This is a genomic window from Parapedobacter pyrenivorans (genome assembly GCF_014636865.1).
GTDB classification, from domain to species: Bacteria; Bacteroidota; Bacteroidia; order Sphingobacteriales; family Sphingobacteriaceae; genus Parapedobacter; species Parapedobacter pyrenivorans.
The window spans coordinates 639,495-664,199 of the sequence record NZ_BMER01000002.1 but is presented as its reverse complement, the minus strand read 5'-3'; the positions used below and the strand labels follow the sequence as shown (position 1 = coordinate 664,199).

At 47.1% G+C, this 24,705-nt stretch carries 17 protein-coding genes; 16 read left to right on the top strand and 1 reads right to left on the bottom strand.

The annotated features are described in order from the left end of the window. Positions 1-80: 80 nt before the first annotated feature. The 4 genes from IEV98_RS14590 (at position 81) to IEV98_RS14575 (ending at position 7,199) form a co-directional block, all read left to right on the top strand. Positions 81-2,930 carry an alpha-L-rhamnosidase gene (locus IEV98_RS14590; protein WP_188506716.1) on the top strand — a complete coding sequence of 950 codons (2,850 nt, stop codon included), beginning with the start codon at positions 81-83 and terminating at the stop codon, positions 2,928-2,930. 215 nt (positions 2,931-3,145) lie between these two features. Then, on the top strand, positions 3,146-4,657 hold the full coding sequence (locus IEV98_RS14585; RefSeq protein WP_188506715.1) for an aldehyde dehydrogenase (NADP(+)): 1,512 nt from the start codon (positions 3,146-3,148) through the stop codon (positions 4,655-4,657). Positions 4,658-4,666: 9 nt separating this feature from the next. Then, positions 4,667-6,319: a UxaA family hydrolase gene (locus tag IEV98_RS14580; RefSeq protein ID WP_188506714.1), complete on the top strand. Its 1,653-nt coding sequence runs from the start codon at positions 4,667-4,669 to the stop codon at positions 6,317-6,319. Positions 6,320-6,353: 34 nt separating this feature from the next. Beyond that, positions 6,354-7,199, top strand: coding sequence for a fumarylacetoacetate hydrolase family protein (locus tag IEV98_RS14575; protein ID WP_188506713.1), 846 nt, complete (start codon positions 6,354-6,356; stop codon positions 7,197-7,199). Here the strand turns inward: IEV98_RS14575 and IEV98_RS14570 are convergent. After that, positions 7,190-8,068, bottom strand: coding sequence for an AraC family transcriptional regulator (locus tag IEV98_RS14570; protein ID WP_188506712.1), 879 nt, complete (start codon positions 8,066-8,068; stop codon positions 7,190-7,192). The two genes, IEV98_RS14575 and IEV98_RS14570, sit on opposite strands and share 10 nt — an antisense overlap. A 175-nt stretch (positions 8,069-8,243) precedes the next feature. Here IEV98_RS14570 and IEV98_RS14565 point away from each other — a divergent pair, with 175 nt between their 5' ends. The 12 genes from IEV98_RS14565 (at position 8,244) to IEV98_RS14510 (ending at position 24,667) form a co-directional block, all read left to right on the top strand. Next, a complete protein-coding gene (locus tag IEV98_RS14565) occupies positions 8,244-9,137 on the top strand; it encodes an AraC family transcriptional regulator (protein ID WP_188506711.1) in 894 nt (297 codons plus the stop codon). 95 nt (positions 9,138-9,232) lie between these two features. Further along, complete coding sequence (locus IEV98_RS14560) at positions 9,233-10,021, top strand: SDR family NAD(P)-dependent oxidoreductase (protein ID WP_188506710.1); 789 nt, start codon at positions 9,233-9,235, stop codon at positions 10,019-10,021. A 29-nt stretch (positions 10,022-10,050) separates the two neighbouring features. Then, positions 10,051-10,875, top strand: coding sequence for a sugar phosphate isomerase/epimerase family protein (locus tag IEV98_RS14555; protein ID WP_188506709.1), 825 nt, complete (start codon positions 10,051-10,053; stop codon positions 10,873-10,875). Beyond that, positions 10,872-12,134 (top strand): MFS transporter, encoded by a 1,263-nt coding sequence (locus tag IEV98_RS14550; protein WP_188506708.1) that lies wholly within the window; start codon positions 10,872-10,874, stop codon positions 12,132-12,134. The genes IEV98_RS14555 and IEV98_RS14550 overlap by 4 nt, the downstream gene beginning before the upstream one ends. Next, on the top strand, positions 12,131-12,967 hold the full coding sequence (locus IEV98_RS14545) for a sugar phosphate isomerase/epimerase family protein (RefSeq protein ID WP_188506707.1): 837 nt from the start codon (positions 12,131-12,133) through the stop codon (positions 12,965-12,967). The genes IEV98_RS14550 and IEV98_RS14545 overlap by 4 nt, the downstream gene beginning before the upstream one ends. A 213-nt stretch (positions 12,968-13,180) precedes the next feature. Beyond that, positions 13,181-14,203 carry a glycoside hydrolase family 32 protein gene (locus IEV98_RS14540; RefSeq protein ID WP_188506706.1) on the top strand — a complete coding sequence of 341 codons (1,023 nt, stop codon included), beginning with the start codon at positions 13,181-13,183 and terminating at the stop codon, positions 14,201-14,203. A 164-nt stretch (positions 14,204-14,367) separates the two neighbouring features. Further along, a complete protein-coding gene (locus IEV98_RS14535) occupies positions 14,368-16,635 on the top strand; it encodes a DUF2961 domain-containing protein (protein ID WP_188506705.1) in 2,268 nt (755 codons plus the stop codon). A 105-nt stretch (positions 16,636-16,740) separates the two neighbouring features. Next, positions 16,741-19,854, top strand: coding sequence for a SusC/RagA family TonB-linked outer membrane protein (locus IEV98_RS14530; protein ID WP_188506704.1), 3,114 nt, complete (start codon positions 16,741-16,743; stop codon positions 19,852-19,854). 27 nt (positions 19,855-19,881) lie between these two features. Beyond that, a complete protein-coding gene (locus tag IEV98_RS14525) occupies positions 19,882-21,765 on the top strand; it encodes a RagB/SusD family nutrient uptake outer membrane protein (RefSeq protein WP_188506703.1) in 1,884 nt (627 codons plus the stop codon). Between the two features lie 115 nt (positions 21,766-21,880). Next, a complete protein-coding gene (locus IEV98_RS14520) occupies positions 21,881-22,558 on the top strand; it encodes a 3-keto-disaccharide hydrolase (protein WP_229738775.1) in 678 nt (225 codons plus the stop codon). Positions 22,559-22,742: 184 nt separating this feature from the next. Then, positions 22,743-23,345: an RNA polymerase sigma factor gene (locus IEV98_RS14515; RefSeq protein ID WP_188506702.1), complete on the top strand. Its 603-nt coding sequence runs from the start codon at positions 22,743-22,745 to the stop codon at positions 23,343-23,345. An 86-nt stretch (positions 23,346-23,431) separates the two neighbouring features. Continuing rightward, positions 23,432-24,667, top strand: coding sequence for a FecR family protein (locus tag IEV98_RS14510; protein ID WP_188506701.1), 1,236 nt, complete (start codon positions 23,432-23,434; stop codon positions 24,665-24,667). Positions 24,668-24,705: the final 38 nt, after the last annotated feature.

Here is a 24,705-nt window from a genome sequence, read left to right as displayed (position 1 = left end):
TAGCGGTAAACGGCAAAAACCGAATTATGAAAACATGTTGTCAATTTGCTAAATACCAGTAGTTTCCTAATTTTATAAACATGATAAGATACCTCATTTGTAGTTGTTTATTGCATGTCAGCCTATTTACGCTAGCAGTTGATATCACGCCGGTGAATCTGCGTGCAGAATATAAGAATAACCCTTTTCTCGATGAGAAGTCGCCGCGGTTAAGTTGGGAGCTTGTTTCCAAAAAATACAACCAATATCAATCCGCTTACCAGGTCATTGTTGCTTCGTCGTTGGAAGAACTGAATAGGGATGAAGGCGATATCTGGGATACCGGAAAAGTGATCTCTTCTCAGACGAATCAGATCGCTTATGTCGGTAAGGAACTTAAGTCACGCCAGCAGGTTTGGTGGAAAGTACGGGTGTGGGACGCTGATGACAAAGCAGGCAAGTGGAGTGAGGCCAATTTTTGGGAGATGGGGCTGTTGGCGGATACCGATTGGAAAGCGACTTGGATTGGTTACGATTTGAATGACCATGCGAAGTTGGGAAAATACCATTTGCCGCCATCGCCCTACCTCCGGAACGAGGCCGAAATAACCAAAAAGGTTCGAACAGCCAGACTATACATCAGTTCACTCGGATTACATGAATTTTACATTAACGGGAATAAAATAGGCCGGGATTACTTTGCATCGGGATGGACGGACTACGACAAGCGTGTTTATTATAATGCCTATGACGTGACTTCCTATCTGCAAAATGGTACAAACGTGTTTGGAGCCGTATTGTCTGACGGTTGGTATTCAGGGTATTTGGGATATGCCCTGTTGGTGGGCACTGAGAAGGTAAGGGGATATTATGGAGATATCCCGTTGCTGAAGGCCCAGGTCGAACTCACATTTGAGGACGGAAGTAGGCAAGTGATATCCACCGGCGCTGATTGGAAGGCGTCGACGGGCGCAATCACGGAATCCGATCTCTTGCAGGGCGAGCGCCATGATGCCACAAAAGAAAGGCTGGGCTGGAATAACGTGAATTTCAACGATGACGGTTGGCTTTCGGTACAAGTGTTTGGGGAAAAAGAAGGTCGTAAACTCCAGCTGTACCCCAGTCAGCCTGTACGGGTTGTCAACGAGCTGCCGATAAAAACCATCAAGCGATTGGATAATGGTAAATACATTATTGATTTCGGCCAAAACTTTGCAGGCATCATTCGGCTGAAGATCAAAGGAAAGCCAAACGATTCCTTGGTTTTCAGGTATGGTGAGATGTTGCATCCCAACGGAACGTTGGTTACCGAAAACCTGCGGACCGCACGGGCGACAGATACCTATGTGCTTAAGGGAGATCCCCGTGGTGAAGAATGGAGCCCAAGTTTCACGTTTCATGGATTTCAGTTTGTTGAGGTTTCCGGGTTAACGGAGATGCCAAAAGCGGATTTTTTGGTGGGATTGGCCATGAGCTCGGATCTCGAAACCGCAGGTCACCTCGAGACGGATAACAGCGTATTGAACCAGATATACAGTAATATTGTTTGGACGCAACGGGCTAATTACCTCGATGTTCCAACAGATTGCCCGCAACGCGACGAGCGATTGGGCTGGACTGCGGATGCGCAGGTTTATATCCGCTCGGCAACCTATAATAACGATATTGCCGCTTTCCATACGAAATGGATTCAGGATTTGAATGACTCGCAATGGCCTAATGGTGCTTTTCCCGTTTACGCCCCGATGCCCGTCGATGGCAATGGAAAAGCGGCGATAAGAGCCTCCGATACGTATTCGCCGGGGTGGTCGGAAGCAGGCATCATCTGTACCTATGAAATTTTCCGTGCCTACAATGATACCCGTATCGTGGAAAAGTCATTGCCTTATATGGTAAAATTCATGGATTTCCTTAAATCCAAGGCAGACAGCGACGGCGTGATACGAGAGGGAAGCTTTGAGGAAATAAGCCCGAAGGGGGGATTTGGTGATTGGCTATCCGTTGGAAAGAAAACAAGCCCAGATTTGCTAGCAGCGATGTATTACTTCCACTGTGCGCGATTGATGGAAGAAATGTGTGCCGCCATAGGAGAAGCGGACTTCGCGTTGACCTATAGCGAACTGTCCTCGTCAATCAAAGATGCAATCATGAACCATTACATGCAGGACGGAGCATTTAAGATAGACGCGGCCAGTTATGGCAACGGTGAAGGGTACGTAGAGGGGCAGAATGGATTTGCGGGCCACACCCAGACGTCTTATGCCAATGCCATCTATATGCATCTTCTCGATGAACCAGACTTTCGACTTGCAGGGCGTTTTCTCCGTGAGCTCGTTGAGCAACATGATGATAAGTTAACAACGGGCTTCTTGGGATTCAAACCTTTACTGCCTGCGTTATCCATGACCGGGTCTACCGACAAAGCTTATAAGCTCCTATTGAGTACGGAGTATCCTTCATTGGGTTATGAGGTTGTAAACGGTGCCACTTCAATTTGGGAAAGGTGGGATAGCTATATCAAAGGTGAAGGTTTCGTTCATAATGCTTCGATGAATTCGTTTAGCCACTACGCATTCGGAGCAGTCAATGAATGGATGTTCGAGAATATGGTCGGTATAAAGCCGATCGAAAGTGGCTTCCGTACCTTTTTCATCAGGCCTGAAATCCCATCTCCGGATATCCAGCTAAAGAAGGCGAGTGGCGCCTACCATTCCATCGCCGGGATGATCAAGTCTGCATGGGATTACTCGGGCGCGAGAAAAACCCATTCCCTTGGAATACCGGTCAATACGACGGCCTATTTTTATTTGGAATCGCCGTCGTTAGACCGTGTTTATCTTAATGGAAAGGTAATCACGGAAAGTAAACTGGTTAAAGATATTAAGCATGAGGGGAACGGTTTTAAAATAGCACTTGGATCGGGAACGTATGAAATCGTGATTCATGAGTAATGTTCGAGACAATGCATGGTTTAAACTCCTCATCCAATATAGCGAACAAAGAAACATGAAAATGGCTGAATATCGCATCTAAATAAAGACCCCCTCATTGACAGCAGTCCCTTAAGCCAATATTGTATCAGAATAAGCTAACAATTTGTTGGAAAACCACTAGATTGTTAGCTTATTTTGTTGTAACTTTTGAAAAAACCTATAGGGATACGCTAATGACGGATAAACCTTTGAAGGAGACAGCCCGTACCACAATGGAATGGGGCGAAGTCGAGAAATACATTAAGCAAGCAGCAAATGCGTTCGAGGCCTATCGACTGTGCCCCAAGTCTCGCCGTGCTAATTTCCTGCGACAAATCGCCCGTGAAATTGGTGCAATCCGAGCTGATCTCGTTGAGACCAGCCATCGGGAGACACATCTCCCCGAAGGGCGCCTCAACGGAGAGATTGATCGGACAATCAATCAGATTAACTTATTCGCGGCAGTGCTGGAAGAAGGATCGTGGGTGAATGCCATCATCGATACCGCAAATCCGCAACGCACGCCTGTGCCCAAACCGGATATCCGACAAATGCAATTGCCCATCGGTCCGGTCTGTGTTTTTGGAGCGAGCAATTTCCCGTTTGCGTTTTCAGTAGCCGGAGGTGATACGATATCGGCTTTGGCGGCGGGCTGTCCGGTGCTATATAAGGCACATTCCGCACATCCGGAAACATCTGTATTGGTGAGCGGTTGTATCGAACGGGCAGCTGGCCAAATGAACATGCCGAATGGGGTCTTCGCCGCGCTGGTGGTAACCCGGGAAGTGAGTATACAGGTAATCACCCACCCGTCGGTAACAGCGGTTGCCTTTACCGGTTCCTTTTCTGGTGGCAAAGCGCTATACGACGCGGCGGTGCGGAGGCCTGTTCCCATTCCGGTATACGCGGAAATGGGTAGTATAAATCCTGTTTTTCTGTTGCCCGACCGACTGAAACACCACGCGGATGCAACGGCCGCTGGCCTAGTGGCCTCCAATACGATGGGCGCAGGCCAGTTTTGTACAAACCCGGGGCTGATGGTCATGCTGCAGTCGCCGGAGACGGAGCAGTTCCTGGCAGCTTATGGTAAGCAACTGGCCGAACAAACGTGCCATACCATGTTGACACCGGGGATATACGATGCCTACTCGGCAGGTATAAAGCATTTGAAGTCCATCGGCGAGCTCAGCATATTAGCCGAAGGGAAAACGGATAAGCTATTGTCCGATACTGCCGTGCCGATTGCTTTCCGTGTAAGGGGCACGGATTTTCTTCGTAACAGTGCATTACGGGAAGAGTATTTTGGTCCGGCATCCATCCACGTTATCGCGGAAGATAATGCGGAGTTGCTCGAAATCGCGAACATGTTGGATGGGCAGCTTACTGCAGGAGTTTGGTGTACTGATGACGATATCGAGTCGTTCTCTCCGTTATTCCGGATATTGGAGCGCAAGGCGGGCAGATTAATGATAAACGGAGCTCCTACGGGCGTGGAAGTTTGCCATGCGATGGTCCACGGCGGGCCCTTTCCGGCTACTACGGATGCCCGCAGTACATCTGTGGGCACGCAAGCCATCTATCGCTTTACACGACCTGTGAGCTTCCAGAATTATCCGGAAAAATTACTGCCCGTGGAACTAAGGGGTGATAACGGATCTGATATATGGCGGAAAGTTGATGGGGAATTGACCAAAAAATCGCTTTAAGAAATAAAGATGGCTATAAGATCGTTACGGATACATCCACACGATAACGTGGAGGTCGCGTTGACAGATTTATCAGTTGGTGAATGGATAGGAACAGGGAGCACGCGCATCACCCTGATGGATGACGTACCGGCTAAGCATAAATATGCTATCCAGGATTTTGAAGTGGGTACGGATATCATCATGTATGGTGTACTTGTAGGTATGGCCGTTGTTCCGATCCGTAAAGGCGAATTGATCTCCACTTCAAACATCCGCCATGCTTCCGGGGAGTATCGTGTGAGCCAACGGAAGACCGACTGGACACGGCCAGACGTGTCAAAATGGAAGGATAGGACATTCCTAGGCTATCATCGAGCTGATGGATCGGTAGGGACCAAAAATTATTGGTTAGTCATCCCATTGGTTTTCTGTGAAAATAAGAACGTGAGTATCATCCACGAAACCCTTGTCAAGGAATTGGGTTATCAGCACGAAGTATCTCCGTATAGCGGCTTGGTCCGTGCGTTGAAACGGCAGCATCGCTCCGGTGAGCCGGGAGATGTCGTCTCATCTTCGGTAGATCCATCTGCGCCAACTGGTTTGCCGGACAAATTGTTCGAGCATGTTGACGGTATCAAATTGCTGACCCACACCCTTGGCTGTGGAGGGACAAAAGATGATGCCAAGACCCTCTGCGGCCTGCTCGCGGGCTACGTCACCCATCCGAATGTGGCGGGGGCAACCGTGTTGAGTCTCGGGTGCCAGAATGCGCAGATTCCATTGCTTGAAGCAGAAATCGCATGCCGTGATGCGAAATTCACCAAACCTTTGTATCTGCTGGAGCAGCAGCGTGTCGGCAACGAGGCGGACCTACTGCACGAAGCCATCACCAAGACCTTTGATGGGCTAGTTATGGCTAATCAATGTAAGCGGCAGCCGGCACCGATCGACCAGCTCTGCCTTGGCTTGGAGTGTGGGGGATCGGATGGATTTTCAGGTATTTCGGCCAATCCTGCACTGGGTTATGCTTCTGATATATTGGTAACCCTAGGTGCATCGGTCGTGCTTTCGGAATTCCCCGAGCTCTGCGGCGTGGAGCAGGAGCTTAGTGACCGGTGCGTGGATGAGGAAACGGCGGAAAGATTTGTTAACCTGATGAAGACGTACCAGCACAGGGCAGAGGCGGTGGGCTCGGGATTTGACTCCAACCCGTCTGCGGGTAACATCCGCGATGGCCTGATTACCGATGCCATTAAATCTGCGGGTGCCGCCAAAAAAGGCGGAACATCACCCGTAGCGGACGTATTAGATTATCCCGAAAAGGTAGCCAAACCGGGATTAACGTTGCTCTGTACACCCGGAAGCGATATCGAATCCACTACCGCTGAAGTGGGGTCCGGTGCAACAGTGGTGGTGTTCACCACTGGATTGGGCACGCCAACGGGGAACCCCATAACACCCGTTGTAAAGGTTTCGACGAATACGCTACTTTATGAAAAAATGGAAGATATCATCGATTTGGATGCCGGAACCATAATCCGAGGGGAAGAATCGATCGAAGAAGCTGGCGAACGGATATTGGAATATGTCATCCGAGTGGCCAGTGGCGAGGTGATTGCCAAGGCAGAAGCAGGGGGGCACGATGATTTCATCCCGTGGAAGCGGGGTATCTCGCTTTAACATCATGTATAACCACCTAGTAAATTTATAATCTATGAAATTATATAAAACAACGCAGGGTACCCTGCTCCATGTAGCCGACGGATATTATCGGATCGATCAGGATTGGGATCAACTCGTTAACCGCGATTCGCTATATGGCTATCTGAGCGCATCATTAAAATCGATGCTGGAGGTAGGAATGCAGGAAGCAGAACGCTGGATTGCCAATGAATTATTGCCGCCGATCGGTAACCAGGAGGTATGGGCAGCAGGCGTAACCTATTTTCGAAGCATGGAAGCACGGATGGAAGAAGCGAAGGAATCGGGCGGGGCAGACTTATACGACAAGGTGTATCATGCTGAGAGACCGGAATTATTTTTCAAGGCAACGCCGAACCGGGTCGTCGGGCACGGGGGGGCAGTAAGCATCCGCAAGGACTCGATGTGGGATGTGCCCGAACCCGAACTGACACTTTTTATTAATTCGCACGGGATCATCCAAGGATATACGATAGGAAACGATATGAGTTCGCGCAGCATAGAAGGTGAGAACGCGCTGTATCTCCCGCAGGCAAAGGTGTACGACCGTAGTGCCGCATTAGGCCCCTGCCTGTATGTGCCGGAATCGACTATTGATCCGGAAACAACCATTTCCATGCAGATTTCGAGAGCGGGAAACCTCATGTTTAGCGATTCCGTAAAAATTAGCCGTATTAAACGTTCTTTGGAGGAATTGGCAGGTTACCTGTACCGTGAATGCCGGTTTGTCTATGGAAGTTACCTGATGACAGGTACGTGCTTGGTTCCTGCCAACGATTTTACGTTGGCACCTGATGATGAGGTGAATATTACCATCGAGCCTATTGGTACGCTGAGTAATACCGTTGGCTATAACTGAGGGTTGGTGGTATATGCTTTTACATATTGTATTGGGGTCAATTGCATGACCGCTTTGAACTGTCGGTTGAAATTGGATAGATTACTGAATCCGGATGTAAAGGCGACCTCGGAGATGTTCCATTTATTTTCAATCAATAGTTTGCAGGCGTATCCTATGCGCACTTCCAATAGGAACTGCCAATAGGTTTTCAATGTACGGGTCTTGAAATACCTGCAGAATGAATGTGGACTTAGGTTCACAGCCCCGGCCACTTTTTCAATAGACATCGGTTCTCTAAAGTGAGTGAAGGTATAGTTGAAAATCTGGTCGATGCGATCGGTGTTGTTGGCGTTGTATGTTTGGACGAACCCTGTACTGGAAAGGGGTTCACATTCGCCCGGTAGCGCGATGAGATTCAGCATATGAAGTAGTTGTTCAATCCGCGCCACACCCTGCATATGGATAATCTCTTCCATCTTTGCTGCCACCAAGGCATGCGTACGGCCGGTAATCCGCATACCGCGTTGTGCCCCTTCAAGCAACTTCTTTATCGGTGTCATTTCAGGCAATGCTAAGAAGAAGTCGCCCCAAAAATCAACTTTGAAATGGATGGCAATGGCCTCGATGGTCAACTTCGAGGACTCTTTGAAGTAACTGGAATCACTGCGCCATAAATGGGGAACATTTGCTCCCAGCAGTACAAGGTCACCGTCTTCAAAAGGTTGCATGCTGTCGCCAACCAGGCGGATACCGTTGCCCTTGCGTATAAAAGTAAGTTCTACTTCGGGGTGGTAGTGCCAGCGATTATACAGATAAGGATGGATATCTTGACGTACACTGAAGGAGTAATCAGTACCGGGGTCTATTTTTCGGAGGATGGGTTTCATGGCATAAAGATAAGGGTGAATATTCCTTACCGCAGGCTACTTGATAAGAAAGTTTATACGATTGCTAATCTACTTTAGGCGGTGAATTTGGGAAAAATAATATATTTGTATAAAACTTTATTGTTTTTTGCCAATTGTACCACCTGTAATACGCTTAGTCATTAATGACCATGCCATGAAGCCGTTGTTAAAAATAGTCAACACGCAGAAAGACAAATCCTTCCAGATTATGTCAGTGGACGAACCGTATTTTTTTCCTTCCTGGCATTTCCATCCCGATTACGAAATCATGCTGGTGCAAGAAGGTACGGGTATGCGGTTTGTTGGTGATAGTATGCAGCGATTTCGGTCGGGAGATTTGGTTTTTTACGGTGCTAATATTCCGCATTTATACCGGAGTGATCCCGATTATTACCGCAAAGATTCGATATTGCGCTCGAAAGCGATCGTGGTTTATTTCAAAGAAGACTTCCTTGGTAAAGACTTTTGGAACATTCCCGATATGGCCCTGATCCGGAGACTGCTGCACCAATCCAAGAAAGGGATTAAATTCAAAGGCGCCACCAAGGAAAAATTGAAGCACCATATCCAACGGTTTGATGACCATAAAGACGGGGCTGACAAAATCATTGATTTGCTGACAATCCTGAAAATCATGGCGAGCACGGGTGAATATGAATGTTTGTCGAGTGATTCATTTGCGCGATACGTTGATGAGGATGATTGTGAGCGCATGAACAGGGTGTACCAGTATATTATGGACCATTATGTCGAAAATCCGACATTGGAAGAAGTATCTTCCGTGGCCAATATGAGTGTGACCGCCTTTTGCCGTTATTTCAAATCCCGGACCAATAAAACCTACACGCAATTTCTCAATGAAATAAAAATCGGTAATGCATGCAAACTACTCATCGACGATCAATTGAGTATTTCGCAGGTGTGCTTTGAAACCGGTTTCAACAATTTCCCGCATTTCAACAACCAATTCAAGAAAATCGTCGGGCTCACCCCCAGCCAGTACCAGTCGGTACATTTGAAACCTATGCGACTGCCCAATATTAGCTAAAATAATTTAAGCAGTTGCAAATCCCCTTTAGGGAGCACGCATACCTAGCTTCTACTTTTGTTTTGACAATGTAATTGATATTATAAACCTGATTTATGTCATTATCATTATTCAAGTTGCAGGGTAAGCGTGTATTGGTGACCGGGGGTACGCAAGGAATCGGATTTTCCATAGCGCGTGGTTTGGCGCAGGCGGGTGCAATGGTTGTCATCAATGCCAGAAAACGGGAAAAGCTGGATGAAGCATTGGTGTCCTTTGAACAGGCTGGATTGGCAGCTGTTGGTGTGCTTTTCGACATTACGGATGCCCGTCAGATCAAGGATGCGATTTCTGATATTGAGAAGCAGCATGGGCCTATTGATATTTTGGTAAACAATGCCGGAATCATCCGCCGGGGCCCGGCAGAATCCCTCGAAGAGCAGGATTGGCATGACGTCATCCTTACTGATCTAACTGCCCCATTTTTGATGTCAAAATACGTAGGGCAATATATGATTGGGCGGAGAAGTGGGAAAATTATCAATATCTGCTCGCTGATGAGTGAGTTGGGGCGGGATAGTGTGGTAGCCTACTCCGCTGCAAAGGGCGGGCTGAAAATGCTTACCCGGAATCTGGCTACCGAATGGGCCCCCTATAATATCCAGGTAAATGGTATAGGCCCCGGATATATTGCGACACCTATAAATACCGATTATCGTAAACCGGGCAACCCGCTGAATGACTACATCATTAGCAGAACACCAGCCGGCAGGTGGGGAACCCCCGAGGATTTAGTCGGGACGGCAATTTTCCTTGCCTCCGCTGCGTCGGATTTTATCAACGGACAGCTTATTTACGTGGACGGTGGATTAGTTACGTCCTTTGGAAAGCCTTTTGAAAGATAACCCATTAACATATTAATAGCATTGAAATCATGAAGACTAGCTGCTTGTCCGTTTCTTTATTTCCGAACATAATGAATGGTGAAATGACCATTCGTGAATATGCATATTTCTGTAAAAGCATTGGATTGGATGCTTTTGATATTGGCATTATCTTATTGAAAAACCATACCCCCAACTACATCCGTGAAATCAGGACGGCTATTTCCGAAGTGGGTATTCCGTTGGTGATGGTGACTACCTACCCGGATTTTACCCATCCTGATCCGCAACAGCGTGAACGCGAATTTGACTTTTTGGTGCATGATATTGCGTTGGCTTCAGCGGTTGGGGCTAAATACCTCCGTGTGACAGCTGGTCAAGCACATCCGAAAACCAGTGAGCAGGATGGGATTGCTTGGGCTGTAATGTATTTGAAAAAGGCCGCGCCAGTCAGTGATAAATATGGAATTACTTTGGTTTACGAAGATCATTCCAAACCGGGAGCCTGGGACTATATGGACTTTAGCAACCCGCCAGCAATTTTTTTGGAGATCGCACGGCAGCTACGAGGCACGTCGATTGGAATCAACTTCGATACGGCCAATATTTTGGTGGCAGGGGAAGACACAACACTGGAAGTACTGGATCAAGTGTTCGATCAGGTGAAGACCATACACGTTGCTGAAACGGCCACTAAGGGTAAAATGGATCCCGTAGCCATCGGAACAGGTATCGTGCCATTTGAGACCATATTCAGTTACTTGAAAACCAAGCACTTTGACGGATGGCTGTGTTTAGAGGAGTGGGGTAATCAAGGTACGGAAGGGGTGAAGAGAGCGGTTGAGTTTGTGAAGGAAACTTGGGAAAAAGCATGAAAATTAAGAACCTGCGGTGGTGGATTGTCGGTCTGATTGCACTGGCAACAGCCATTAATTACCTGGATAGGCAAACACTGCCGGTGGCTATTGGCGAACTCCGTAAGTCTTTTTCGGTCAGTGATTCAGAATATGGGATGATCAACAGCCTCTTTCTATTTGCCTACGGTACGATGTATGCCGTAGGTGGTCGATTGCTTGATGTGTTGGGCACCCGTATGGGATATGCAATCATGATTATTTGGTGGTCGATTGCCAATATGTTGCATGGTTTTGTCTCCGGTGTTTTGGGGCTGGGTATCGTCAGATTCCTATTGGGGCTCGGCGAAGGAGGCGGGTTTCCGGGATCGGCTAAGGCCGTATCAGAGTGGTTTCCGGCCAAAGAGCGGGCATTTGCATTCGGCATATTCAATACCGGATCCAGCTTGGGTGCGGTAATCGCGCCGCCGCTACTTGCCTTGGTCATCACGGTATTCGATTGGCGTTGGGCATTTATTTTGACCGGCTTGCTTGGATTGATCTGGGTAATTGCATGGCTTAAGATCTATGAACGCCCTGCTAAAAGCCGGTTCATTACCGAGACGGAAAAGTCAGTGATCATCCAAGCATTGGCAGAAGATACTGCGGAACAAAAAGTGGACCTTCCATGGATTAGCCTATTTAGGTACCGTAAGGTATGGGGATTGCTGGTAGTGAAGTTTCTGACAGATGCGGGATGGTTTTTCTTTATTTTTTGGTTGCCCAAATACCTTAATGACGTTCGGGGATTGGATATCATTGGCATCGGATCATACGCGTGGATTCCCTACGCATTTGCCGGTGCAGGCAGTTTTTTAGGGGGATGGTTTAGCAGCTACCTGCTAAAAAAAACAGGTTCGCTCAACATAGCCCGGAAAATACCCATGGCTATCGCAGCATCGATGTTGCCCCTTTCGTTGTTTATCGTCGGCGCTCCATTGATGGGCGCGATAATTTTCTTTGGATTAGCCATGTTTGGCCATCAATTGTGGTCTACTATTGTGCAAACGTTGGCTGCGGACATGTTTCCGTCCAGGATTATCGGATCGGTATCGGGACTGATGGGTTGTATCGGTACCTATGGTGCTATGCTTTTCAGCTTCTGTATCGGTTTTGTAATCGAAGAGTATGGATATGGGCCTGCATTTGTGATTTCAGGTACGCTTCATCCACTAAGTTTCTTGGTCATCCTAGGCCTAATCAAAAAAATTGAACACGTTAACATAGTAAAAAACATATGAAATTATCCGTTGCGATTGCGGGCGAACATGCCCTGCCAAGTGCTTTCGTCGTTTTCCGTGGATTTGAAAAGAGTATTCAAAAAGCTGCCGAACTTGGTTTTAACGGCGTGGAGCTGGCGTTGCGAAGGGCAGAAGAAATCAATCCATCTTATCTCCGCAGCATGTTGGATGTACATGGTATTGAGGTTTCCTGCATTTCGACGGGCCAGGTTTATGCAGATGGGGGATTGCGCCTGACGCATGAAAATATTGAAAAGAGAAACGATACGGTGCTCATTTTCAAAGAATTGATTGATTTAGCCGCTGAGTTTGGACAGATTGTCAATATCGGCCGGGTGAGAGGATCAATAGGAAACAAGCCGCGTGAAGAAGTCGAAGCATTATTTGTTGATGTAGCACAGGAATTATGTACGTATGCGCTTAAACGTGATGTCACATTGATTCTGGAACCTGTAAACCGATACGAGATTGATTTTATTGTATCCGTAAGGGAGGGAGTGGCGCTAATGAAGAAAATAGGGATGCCCAACATGATGTTGATGCCCGACGTATTTCACATGAATATCGAAGATGTCACCATTGGGCCGGAGCTTGCAAAGCACATCGATCATATCAAATATATTCATATTGCGGATTCCAATCGACTGGCCCCTGGGCAAGGACATCTGGATTTCAAGAATATTTTGGATAATCTCTTGCAAGTGGGCTACGATGGGTGGCTGTCCCTAGAGATTTTACCCAATCCCGATCCGGACACGGCCGCAAGGCAGGCAGCTGATTTTGTACTTCCACTAATCAGGGAATACAATAATGCATTGTTGGAAAGAAAATAGGATCATACTTGTTGAGTAAGGTGTATCTGCTTGAAAAACTGATGGTTGTTCGATCTTGCTAAGATACTTTAGCAGCCTGCAAATCCCATTTAAGCGGGAAGTGATAAAAGCTACTACCTTAGTATGATTATAAACTAGGTTAATTCCAACATTGGTGTTGCTAGTACCGTTATACTGCTGATTTTTTAAGATCGACACGTAAAAATGAAACCAATGAGAAAAAAGAACCGCATCTATTTGAGCGCGTTGACGTATACGACCGAAATACGTATAGTTATGTGCCTATTGGCGGTAATGTTCGGATCCTGTGAAAACCGAGATAAGGACTTCCGTTATAAGGCGGTCATCGATAGCAAATGGCAGGATATCACGAGTATGCCGGATTTGGGAGCTTACAACAAGGATCGGCAGGAGCCCGTCGATTTCGGTGTTTGGAAAGCAAAGGACGGTACGTGGCAACTTTGGTCATGTATCCGGAATACCAAGATCGGTGGCAACACCCGACTTTTTTATCGATGGGAGGGTAAAAGCCTTACCGATACGGCGTGGCAGCCAAAGGGTATCGCAATGGTTGCCGATACCACACTGGGCGAGACAGAAGGAGGATTGCAGGCTCCGTATGTTTTCGAAGAAGAAGGCATATATTACATGTTTTATGGGGATTGGAACAGGATTTGTCTGGCCACGAGCGAGGACGGCAAGGAATTTATCCGCGTGCTGAATGAAAGCGGAACTCCGGCTTTGTTTTCCGGTCCACTGTATAATACACGGGATGCTATGGTGCTGAAAATCTCGGACACCTATTATTGCTATTACAGTGCCCATAATGAACATGACGATAAGACGTTCGGACCACAGGGGGCCATTTACTGCAGAACTTCCAAGGACATGAAGGAATGGAGTGATGCCGTGGTTGTTTCAAGGGGTGGCACGCCGCTTGAACAGACCAATTGGTATGCCGGTGACATCGAATGCCCATTTGTTGTAAAGATAAACGATAGTTACGTGCTATTCAGAAATCAGTTATACGGCCGTTATTCGCTGAATACTCAATACAGCTCGCCGGATCCGCTTGATTTCGGAGACGACGACGACCGTTATTTGGTGGGGCAACTACATGTCGCTGCTCCCGAGATTATCAAGGAAGGCGACCAGTACTATATCGTTTCGCTGAAGCGAGGTTTGGATGGTATGCGGATAGCCAAGCTCCGATTTGATGAGGTGGAAACAGAATGATAGGATGCTTCGTTAAGATAGTTTAGTAACCTGCAAATCCCATTTAAGCTGCACTACTTGGTTGTTGCTACTTTAGCTAGATAGTTTAACAAAGCGGAGTGATCGGTAAAAAATTAGGTGTGTTATAAGTCCATTGAGTTTACTAAAGATATAAAGACAAAATTATGAAAAATAGATTCTTGTATTTGTTTGTTTTTTTGGGGTTGAACTGCCAGATCAGTCGACTAACCGCCCAGCAACCACCTACTATTCCGGTAGGTTTGGATGCTTACCGGATGTGGGATAAGCTACCGCTGCAACGAATCGGTGAACGGGCTTATATGATCAGTACCTATATGCGGGAAGGGGGGAATCGGGCAGCGGATTCGCGTAACTTCCTCTGGATGGGTAAAAGTGAGGATTTTAATGTGACAATGGATGTTGTCGGACCAGGGGTACTTTACTTCAAACGGACAAATCACTGGCACGGTAGCCCTTGGCATTATGTAGTCGACGACCATGACTATGTAATCAAGGAGACCGGCACCGATGATCCGGAAAATGCGAAAAAAGAAATAACCCACGCCACCTTTCTCCCCGAGAAGGCATTTCCGGAACCGCTTACGTTTACCTGGACCAAGACCAAAGGCGCGGATTTGATGTGGGTGCCTATTGGCTTCCAAAAATCTCTCCAGCTGGCCTATTCACGTACGTTTTACGGTACGGGGTACTATATCTATAAGCGATATGCCAATGAGAAACACCTTTCACAGCCGATTAAGGCATGGGATGTTAATGATGTGCCGGACCGCGATGTGGTCGATTTACTGAGCCGTTCGGGAAGTGATATTGCGCCCAAAGACATACCCGCAAAGCAGGGGACCATCGCACTTGACAATTCCCGCAAGGTGTTTGCAGAAATCCGGGATGCCGGCCCATCGGTTGTCAGGGCGCTCAAGTTTACCATTCCGCTCGAAAAGGCAATCGATTTGGAGGATTTGCAATTATTGGTCACATGGGATGACCGCATTAATCCATCCATTAATGCACCGCTGGCATTGTTTTATGGTACCGGAACACTTTACAATCGTGAGCAGCAGGAATTTCTTGTTAAAGGTTTTCCAATCAACATTCGTTTTGATTACGACAGCCAGCAAGTCGAATTGTCGTGTTATTATCCAATGCCGTTTTTCAAGTCCGCTCGTTTTGAAATTGCGGGCATAGACCCTGGCGATACCGAGATTCAGTATGAGATACGCTATGAACCGTATAAGGATGTGGCTCCCAATCAAAGTAGTTATTTCCATGCGACCTACAAGGATTTTGCCGATCCGGAACTGGGGCTGGATATGACTTTATTAGATACCCGTGGCGTGGAGGGAGAAGATGTCTGGTCGGGCAATTTCGTGGGGACGTCGTTTCTATTTACGAAGCGTAACTTCCTGCAAACATTGGAAGCCGATCCACGCTTTTTCTTCGATGGCGCCCGAACCCCCCAGGCCCATGGAACCGGAACCGAGGAATGGGGTGGTGGTGGAGACTATTGGGGCGGAGAAACCATGACTTTACCTTTTGCTGGACATCCAGTAGGTGCCAGACGTGGTGATGAAGCTAAAAATGAAAAGGATAGCTATCACTCCGCCTATCGATTTCTGATTGCCGATGCCATGCCGTTCGGTAACCGGGCGGTGATCAATTTGGAGCACGGAGGATGGAACTTGTCCAAAGAGCATTATCGAACGGTGACTTATTGGTATGGGTTGCCGTCGGCATCGCTAATCCAAACAGATGAGCTGAATGTCGGTAATGAACAAAGCGAAAAATATCATGCTTATCATTCGCCGCATGCTTCTGAAGTAGAAGAGATTACTTCTCGCTATGATGGGTTGTCTATTGACACTTTTCCACAGGAAGCTTGGGAATTGCCTAAGGACGAACGTGACCACTACGATCGGTATATCGGAAGTGAAGTTTTTGCGCCCCATACCGAAACAGGTAGGTATACACGGGGCGAGTCTGAGTTTTCCGTTCACTTGGATTCGAAGAACTATGGAGCGATGTTACGACGAGCCTTCGATTACAGTTTTCCTAACCAGAAGGCAGAAGTATACATCGCCGACGCCAGCGGTTCATTCGATCCAGAAAACCCAAAATGGGAGTATGCCGGGATTTGGTATACGGCTGGATCTAATAGCTACATGTATTCGCCACCCAAGGGAGAGTTGGGCGAGCGGGTATACGAGGTGATGACATCTAACCGGAAGTTCCGTGACGATGAGTTTTTAATCCCAGCACGGTTGACGCAGGGCCGCTCATCGATACGGGTACGTGTAAAGTTCGTGCCGGAAGACAGGGAACTGTATCCTGGTTACCCTTACCCCAAGAAAAGCGCATGGAGTGAACTTCGCTATGAGGTTTATAGCTACGTGATGCCGAATTTTGTCGTAAAATGATTCCAACCTCCTGGTGCGATGGGGCGGCAATGTCCCATCACACTTCAAAAAAGTGTTCAAACACGCTGTAGCGCAGACAATCGCTAACTGACCACAACCAATTAAATGATGAAAAGAATTAGACTATTACTATATGGTATGCTTGCGGCAATGTTGTTTATCCAAGCTGCCTATGCCCAAACCAAAACCATTACTGGCAAGGTTTTGTCGTCTACAGATAGTTTGGGGATTACCGGAGTAACGGTACGGGTCAAGGATAGAAACCAGCAAACCGTAACGGACAACGAGGGCGATTTTTCGATTACTGCCAATGTAGGGGAGACGCTTGTTTTTAGCTCCATCGGATTTGGTGCCAAGGAAATCGTAATCAATAATGAAACCACGCAATTAAACATTTTCCTCGATGCATCCAGCGACAGGCTTGATGAAGTGGTGGTCATTGGATACGGAGAACAGCGAAGGAGAGATTTAACGGGAGCCATCGCATCGGTGAGTGCCGAACAATTTGAAAATGAAAGGCCCCAGAATATAGCAGACATTCTGCGTAATAATACACCGGGTTTGGCGGTTGGGGTCTCTTCCTCGGCGCAAGGGGGCGGAAGCTTTGAGATACGCGGCAACAATAGTTTGAGAACATCCACTGATCCGCTGATCGTACTGGATGGAGTGATTTATGTCGGAAATCTCTCGGACATCAATCCAAACGATGTTGAATCAATAGATGTAATGAAAGATGCATCCTCGGCAGCGATTTATGGAGCACGGAGTGCGAATGGGGTCATCCAGATCACCACGAAGCGGGGGAAAGACAGTGGCAAGCCGATTATTAGCTTTAATTCCAGCATTGGTGTAGCACAGCCCACCCGGTATGGAAAAGTATATGGTGCCGACGAGTTTGTCAATTGGCGTTCTGATTTGATGAAGTCGCTAAACTACTACAATCCAACTACCAAAGACAAATTGTATCTATATGATGATCCCAATGACTTACCATCGGGGGTTACATTGGACGAGTGGCGAGGTGGTCTAGCAGGCGAACCATTGGATATCTGGCTTTCACGGCTAGGGTTGCGACCATTGGAAATCGAAAATTATAAAGCCGGGAAATCGATTGACTGGGCAGACATGATTTATCAGCAGGCACTAAGGCAGGATCACAATGTGTCCCTATCCGGAAGAGCCAATGCGCTAACCTATTTTGTTTCTCTGGGCTATAATAATAATGAAGGCGTAGTAGTAGGCGACCAGTTCAAGACCATCAGGAACCGTATCAACATCGATGCCGATGTGACCAGTTGGCTGAAAGTCGGGATTAATTCTCAGTTTGCGAGAAGAGACGAAAGCAATGTTAATGCTGGGACAAATATCCAAGTGATCTCGCCATGGGGGAGCATGTATGAAGACGATGGCACAACGTTGCGGTTGAGTCCGGTTGACGATTTGGTAGCTGCCCGTAATCCGCTTTACGATCGGGCTTTTACAGACCGTTTATTGGATATCACCACCATCACCAGTACGCTGTTCGCGCAGGTGCAATTGCCTTTCGGGATAAGTTATCAAGCAAATTATACGCCTCACTTCAATATGCGGCGGTATTTTAACCATCAGTCTTCGGAACATCAAGAGTGGGGCCTGTTTGGTGGCCAGGTGGATAGGGAGCATACTGAAAATTTTACATGGCAGTTGGATAACCTGATTAAATGGAGCCACAGATTCAATAACCACCAATTGGATGCGACGGTTCTGATCAATGCAGAAAAAGTACAGGGGTGGGGTGATAACCTCAGCGTTCAGGAATTTGCACCTTCTGACGTGTTGGGTTATCACAACGTCGGTGCGGGCGGAAGCGACACGCGGAATATGGGAAGTGATGACATCTATAGCACACGCGATGCATTGATGGGCCGCCTGAATTACGCTTTTAAAGATCGGTACATGGCTACGGTCGCACTGCGAAGGGATGGGTTTTCCGCCTTTGGCATGAGGAATCCCAGGGCCTATTTCCCTACGGTAGCATTGGGCTGGGTGATCAGCGATGAACGGTTCCTTCAAAGCAATATCCTCACCTATGGTAAACTCCGCTTGTCGTGGGGTGAGAATGGAAATTCCGCCATTGGTATTTATGATGCGTTGTCTCCAATAGGAATTAGCCAATATCCCTATTATTCATTGGAAACGGGAAATCCATACGAGGTGAATCGAATGTTTGTTGAACGAATGGCTAATCATGAATTGAAGTGGGAACGAACGCAGCAATTGAATCTTGGATTCGATTTTTCCATTAAAGAAGGGCTCTTGGATGGGTCTATCGATCTTTATAGGTCAACGACATTGGACTTGCTGGTTGACCGGAGTTTGCCGTTGATTAATAGTTATGCCAGTGTGACAGATAACTTGGGAAAAATCGAAAACCGGGGGATTGAGTTTACCTTAAATGCCGCTATCCTCAAACGGGAGAATTTCAGTTGGAACTCCGGTTTTAATTTCACGGTCAACAGGAATAAAATTGTCAGCCTTTATGGCAATATGGAAGAGGTATTGGATGACGAAGGCAATGTTACCGGCCAGCGCGAGTCCGATGATATTCCCAACCGGTGGTTTATTGGCAAAGCCATCGATGTGATATGGGCTCCAAAGGTATTGGGTGTGTGGCAATTGGGAGAAGAAGAACAGGCGGCTGAATATGGGCAGTATCCGGGAGACTTTAAGCTTAAAGACGTAGATGGAAACGGGGTGATCAACCAGGAGGACTACGAATTCCAGGGCTACAGGGAACCCCAATTCCGGTGGAATCTCCGGCAGGAATTCGTCTTTTTCAAGAACCTTGAGTTTGCCTTCAATATGTACGCACAATTGGGATATAAAGCAACATTTAACCGAGCCAAGAACAGTGATGGTTTCCCGGAGCGGCAAAATGCATTTGCGACAGAATACTGGACCCCGGAGAACCCGACCAATCGGTATAGCAGGCTTTATGCATTAACAGGCGGTGTACCGTTTGATATCTATAGGAATAAATCGTTTGTACGCCTTGATCGGATTAGCTTGGCATACCGTTTCCCACAACGATACCTCGATACCGTCAACCTGAAAAGCCTAAAGCTATTTTTTAATATTCAGAATGTGGGCTTCTGGGCTCCAGACTGGGAACAGACCGACCCGCAGGCCGAAGGATTATATCCGAGAAACTATACGTTCGGAGTCAATCTGTCGCTATAACATGTAAACCACAAAATGATAACGGATATGAAGACGATATATAAAAAAATCAAATTTGTTGTATGGGGTGCGGTGTCATCGCTTGCTTTTTTGATGATTCCCTACGGTTGCAATAAAACGTTCCTGAATCCCAATCCACTGTCCATTTTTACACCGGAAAACGCAATGACTACCGTAGCGAGCCTTTACAACGCACTCGCCGCCTGCGACATTCAAATACGGGAGGAAATCTACGGAGATGCCCCGCCATACCTTACGGAGTTGATGTTTTCGGATCTGTGTGTGGAAGGGATGAATGACAACCCCGGTACAAACCAAAATGCAACGTTGATGGTGACGCCAACTGGTAACCTGAACAATGGCAATGGGAATCAAATCTTATGGCACATCGAAAATGCATATAGGGGGCTGAGGAATGCGCATGTGGTCATTGATGCTGTCAACAGCTTTGAGATGGATGAGACCGAAAGAAATTCCATTTTAGGGATGGCTTATTTCCATCGAGCGATGCGTTATTATCGACTGACCCATCAATTTGGGGATGTTCCATATGTGGGCAAGCATATTGTATCGCCCAGACTCGATTTTCAGACTACCCGAAGGGAAGTTATTTTGCGAAAGATGAAAGAAGATCTGGAGTTTGCAGTACAATGGGTGTCTGATAACGTAGATAAAGGTAGACCTACCAAAGGGGCATGCGGGCACTTATTGACAAAAATCAATCTGGCATTAGGTGAGTTTGACGATGCTATCGCTTCGGCCAGCGCCGTAATCAATGGCGGTGTATATGCACTGATGCGGGAGCCCTTTGGGGTCATTCCCCAAGAAGAGGGAAACTATTTTTCAAGCAGAGGAATCGTACGGGACGATGTGGTTGCCCGGCTGCACTGGTTTGCCAATAAGCATATTCCCGAAAATAAGGAAGTATTGTATATGGTCAATTCTGAAGAAAGTTTACCGAGCTCCCGGGTGAATTTGCAGACGATGCGACAAGCAGTTCCATTTTGGAGCAAGACAGCCGCCAAGCAAATCTATACACCCGATGGCCGGCCGGGGATGTCGGATCAGGCTGGCCGGGAAATCGATTTGGTACGCTCGTTCGGCCGTGGTATCGGCCGTACCCCACCTACGGTATACCACGCCTTCGAAATATGGGATGACCCGAATGACCTGCGTCACAAACAGTATAATTGGATGAGAATGGAAGATCTGGTATATAACCATCCAGACCTTAACGGATCGAACCCTTATTATGGAAAGCCGCTTCAATTGCGGGATGAGGATGGCAGGGTGTTGACTACGGATACCATAGGGAATTGGTACGGGTGGCCTCATTATAAATTGTATACCCCAGACCCCAGAACGGTGCAGCCCCGTGGTGGGGCCGGTGACTGGTATATTTTCCGTCTGGCCGAGACCTACCTATTGCGTGCGGAAGCTTATTGGTGGAAAGGACAGCCAGACCAGGCCATGGTAGACATTAATGAAGTGCGGACCCGTGCGCATTGTGCTCCCTATACCGATGCTAACCAGATCGATATTGGCACGGTCTTGTCTGAGCGTGCACGAGAGCTGTATTGGGAAGAACCGAGAAGGACCGAACTAACCCGCATCGCCTTCATTTTCGCACAAACTGGAAAAGCGTTTAATGGCAAGACTTACTCGTCGTCTACCTTCGGAACCGCCAACTTTTACTATGATTGGCTGATGGAAAAAAACAATTTCTTCCGCGATCATGTTGTTGCGTTCAATGGACAAACCTATGAAATCCAGTCATATCATGTGCTTTGGCCAATACCGCAATCTATGATTGACGCCAATACTTTGGGTGTGATCAATCAGAATTTTGGCTATGATGGATATGCGGACAATGTTCCGCCGTTGGATGCAATACCGGCAGAAGAGTTGTAAAAGGAAAACGTTGTTACTTTGTTCAGATAAAAAACAGTTAGCATAGGATAGCAAAGGCGTGGCTTACCGTACTTTACCTAGTTAATTTTGTTAATACCAATTGGTTTACAAAAAGATGATAGTAAAACCGGAGATGCGATTATTTATATTATTTTCGATTACAGCCGCCCTGTTTGGTGTTTCGGGTGCTTGTGCGCAGCAAACACCAAAAAGTGAACAGCCGGGTAAAACCGTCGTGCTGTTCGACGGAAAGACCCTGAATGGTTGGAAGCCGGTCGATCCGGCTGATAGCCGTTTTTGGACGGTAGCGGACAGCTTTCTGACGGGCGGGGACGGCGTGAGCAATGTGCCCAAAAATACCTATTTGCAAACCACCAAAGAGTATGAGGATTTTGAATTCCGTTGCCTCTTCCGGTTATCGGGTGATCACGCTACGGGATTCATCAACAGTGGTATTCAATATCGTTCATCTGTGGTAGACAACGATATCGTCGGCTATCAGGCCGATATCGGTGACGGCCACTGGGGTGACATTTATGACGAACATCGCCGGGCATTGTTGGTGGCGGGTGATTTGAGTACCTTGCAACATATCATCTATAAAGGCGGCTGGAATAGCTACATTGTTCGAGTTCGCGGAAACCATCATGAGCTCTATATCAATGGTGTGAAGACCTGTGATTACATCGAGGAGGACCCCACGATTTCCAAAAAGGGCGTCATCGCCTTTCAACTCCATGGAGGTGGCGCAGCGAAGATTCAGCTTAGGGATGTTACCATTACAGCCTTCTGACTTTCTTTTGCCTATAACTAATCTTGTTTTCTCTGTTATGTGATATATAACAGTCGGCTTAGGAAAAAATGCGGTTAGGTTTTCGTTAGAATCAACTATACCTTTGGATTAGCCAATTATACGTTCTGGTGACTGAGCAGGACGATGGACGGTAGTGTATACTATCTACGGGTCTTTGAAGCGAATGGAACCTTTAAATACAAAGCAGAACCTAACGGAAAAACAGCTCCTTGAACGACTAGGCGTTCAGGATGCGCGGGCGTTTGACGTACTTTATGATCGATTCCGTCCGAAAGTCTATACGTACGCCCTCAGAATTTCCAGATCTATAGAAGTAGCGGAAGATATGGTGCATGAGGTGTTTTTGAGATTGTGGCAAAGTAAAGAACCAGAAAAAATAGAAAGTGTTGAGGCATACCTTCGGGTGATTACACGGAATCTGACACTGAAGTGGCTGAGAAGAACCATCTTAGAGCGAACAATTAGTGCAGCAATCAAAGATGACCGTACCGCTACTGACCTATCCACGGAGCAGTGGATCAATTTGAGGGATACCCAAGAAGTCATTGATCGCGCAATCGCGCTGCTTCCGCCACAACGGCGTCTGATTTTTCAACTATGTAAGAACGAAGGACTAAAATATAAAGAAGTAGCGGAACGGACCAACCTTTCGCAGCTGACCGTTAAAACCCATATGCAGCTGGCATTGCGATTTTTGCGGGATTATATGGCCAAATACCATGATTTGGTCGTCTTGCTCTTGGTGATCCTTTTACAACAAATGTAATTTTTTTCTCAATTTGATTACTCCTCTTCCGGCTGTTGTGGGTCTCTATTATAGCAAGCAGCCAATTATAGCTTTAGCGCATAAAGATGACTCGAGAACGGTTACAGTTTTTGTATGAACAATACCAACGTCGTTTGATTTCGGATGACGAGCTGGCAGAACTGCGGTTGTTTGTGTCGGACGACCTACGTCATCAACTGGTAGAAGAATGGTTGGATGGGATTTGGGATGATTTGGACGAAGGAACGCTCTCCGATATCCCACGTGACAGGCAACGGTTGTTGCTCGAATCCATAATAAGCGACAAGCCTGTTGTAAAGCGGATACGGTTGACTTGGTGGTATGCCGCCGCGATTGCGTTGCTGCTTACGGGAGGAATTCTCATTTTCCAGTATGTGGAACAAGCGCAGGAGAAATCGTTGTTGGCACTAGGGACAGGAGGTTTGAAAGATATTTCTCCGGGCGCCAATAAAGCGATTTTGACATTGCCAAATGGAAGCAAGATTGTTCTGGACGATATCGATTCTGGTGAGTTGGTGGCAGATAACTCAGTGAGGATGACGAAAAGTGCCGATGGCATATTGGTCTACGAGTCGATTAAGATGGATAGCATAGCTGCCGTAGGAGAGAGGGTCAGTTACCATACGGTGTCCACTCCAGCAGGCGGGCAGTATCAGATTTGGCTTCCCGATGGAACTAAGGTAACATTGAACGCTGGGTCAGAATTGCGGTACCCCGTCGTTTTTCAACGCGATAAGCGAATGGTAACCTTTCAAGGAGAGGGGTATTTTGAAGTAGCGCCAGATGCTAAGCGGCCATTTCTGGTGGAATCTGTAACACCCAACGGACGGCAAACGATTGCGGTGTTAGGTACGGAATTCAACGTCAATACCTACGACCGAGAGCAAGAAATCAGGACGGCGGTGATCAAGGGGAGTGTAGAGGTTAGGTTTTCAACGGCAATACCATCCGTGGTGCTGAAACCTGGTCATCAATCGGTATTGGCTAAAAAAGATGGAAATGTTTCACTTAGCGTTGCCAAGGCAGATCTGAACTCCGTTGCCGCTTGGAAAGATGGGTTGTTTGTGTTTGCTGATGAGCCATTACCGGATTTATTAAAACGTGTTTCGAGGTGGTATAACGTTACGTTTAGCTACGACGACGATATGCATGACGTTCGGATCCAGGGGAATTATTTTCGGAATAAAGGGTTATTGGATTTATTGCAAAACCTGGAGCTGATAGGCAAAATTGATTTTTTAATCGAACAGCCTGCGGTTCGGGGCCATGATGAAAGGAGGATTTATGTAAAAAAACGCTAACCCAGAAAGAAAATCGGGGGTGCGCTCACTACCCCCGA

Coding starts and splice junctions, on each gene's coding strand:
- IEV98_RS14590 (WP_188506716.1), top strand. CDS start 81: ATGATAAGATACCTCATTTGTAGTTGTTTATTGCATGTCAGCCTATTT.
- IEV98_RS14585 (WP_188506715.1), top strand. CDS start 3,146: ATGACGGATAAACCTTTGAAGGAGACAGCCCGTACCACAATGGAATGG.
- IEV98_RS14580 (WP_188506714.1), top strand. CDS start 4,667: ATGGCTATAAGATCGTTACGGATACATCCACACGATAACGTGGAGGTC.
- IEV98_RS14575 (WP_188506713.1), top strand. CDS start 6,354: ATGAAATTATATAAAACAACGCAGGGTACCCTGCTCCATGTAGCCGAC.
- IEV98_RS14570 (WP_188506712.1), bottom strand. CDS start 8,068: ATGAAACCCATCCTCCGAAAAATAGACCCCGGTACTGATTACTCCTTC.
- IEV98_RS14565 (WP_188506711.1), top strand. CDS start 8,244: ATGAAGCCGTTGTTAAAAATAGTCAACACGCAGAAAGACAAATCCTTC.
- IEV98_RS14560 (WP_188506710.1), top strand. CDS start 9,233: ATGTCATTATCATTATTCAAGTTGCAGGGTAAGCGTGTATTGGTGACC.
- IEV98_RS14555 (WP_188506709.1), top strand. CDS start 10,051: ATGAAGACTAGCTGCTTGTCCGTTTCTTTATTTCCGAACATAATGAAT.
- IEV98_RS14550 (WP_188506708.1), top strand. CDS start 10,872: ATGAAAATTAAGAACCTGCGGTGGTGGATTGTCGGTCTGATTGCACTG.
- IEV98_RS14545 (WP_188506707.1), top strand. CDS start 12,131: ATGAAATTATCCGTTGCGATTGCGGGCGAACATGCCCTGCCAAGTGCT.
- IEV98_RS14540 (WP_188506706.1), top strand. CDS start 13,181: ATGAGAAAAAAGAACCGCATCTATTTGAGCGCGTTGACGTATACGACC.
- IEV98_RS14535 (WP_188506705.1), top strand. CDS start 14,368: ATGAAAAATAGATTCTTGTATTTGTTTGTTTTTTTGGGGTTGAACTGC.
- IEV98_RS14530 (WP_188506704.1), top strand. CDS start 16,741: ATGATGAAAAGAATTAGACTATTACTATATGGTATGCTTGCGGCAATG.
- IEV98_RS14525 (WP_188506703.1), top strand. CDS start 19,882: ATGAAGACGATATATAAAAAAATCAAATTTGTTGTATGGGGTGCGGTG.
- IEV98_RS14520 (WP_229738775.1), top strand. CDS start 21,881: ATGATAGTAAAACCGGAGATGCGATTATTTATATTATTTTCGATTACA.
- IEV98_RS14515 (WP_188506702.1), top strand. CDS start 22,743: ATGGAACCTTTAAATACAAAGCAGAACCTAACGGAAAAACAGCTCCTT.
- IEV98_RS14510 (WP_188506701.1), top strand. CDS start 23,432: ATGACTCGAGAACGGTTACAGTTTTTGTATGAACAATACCAACGTCGT.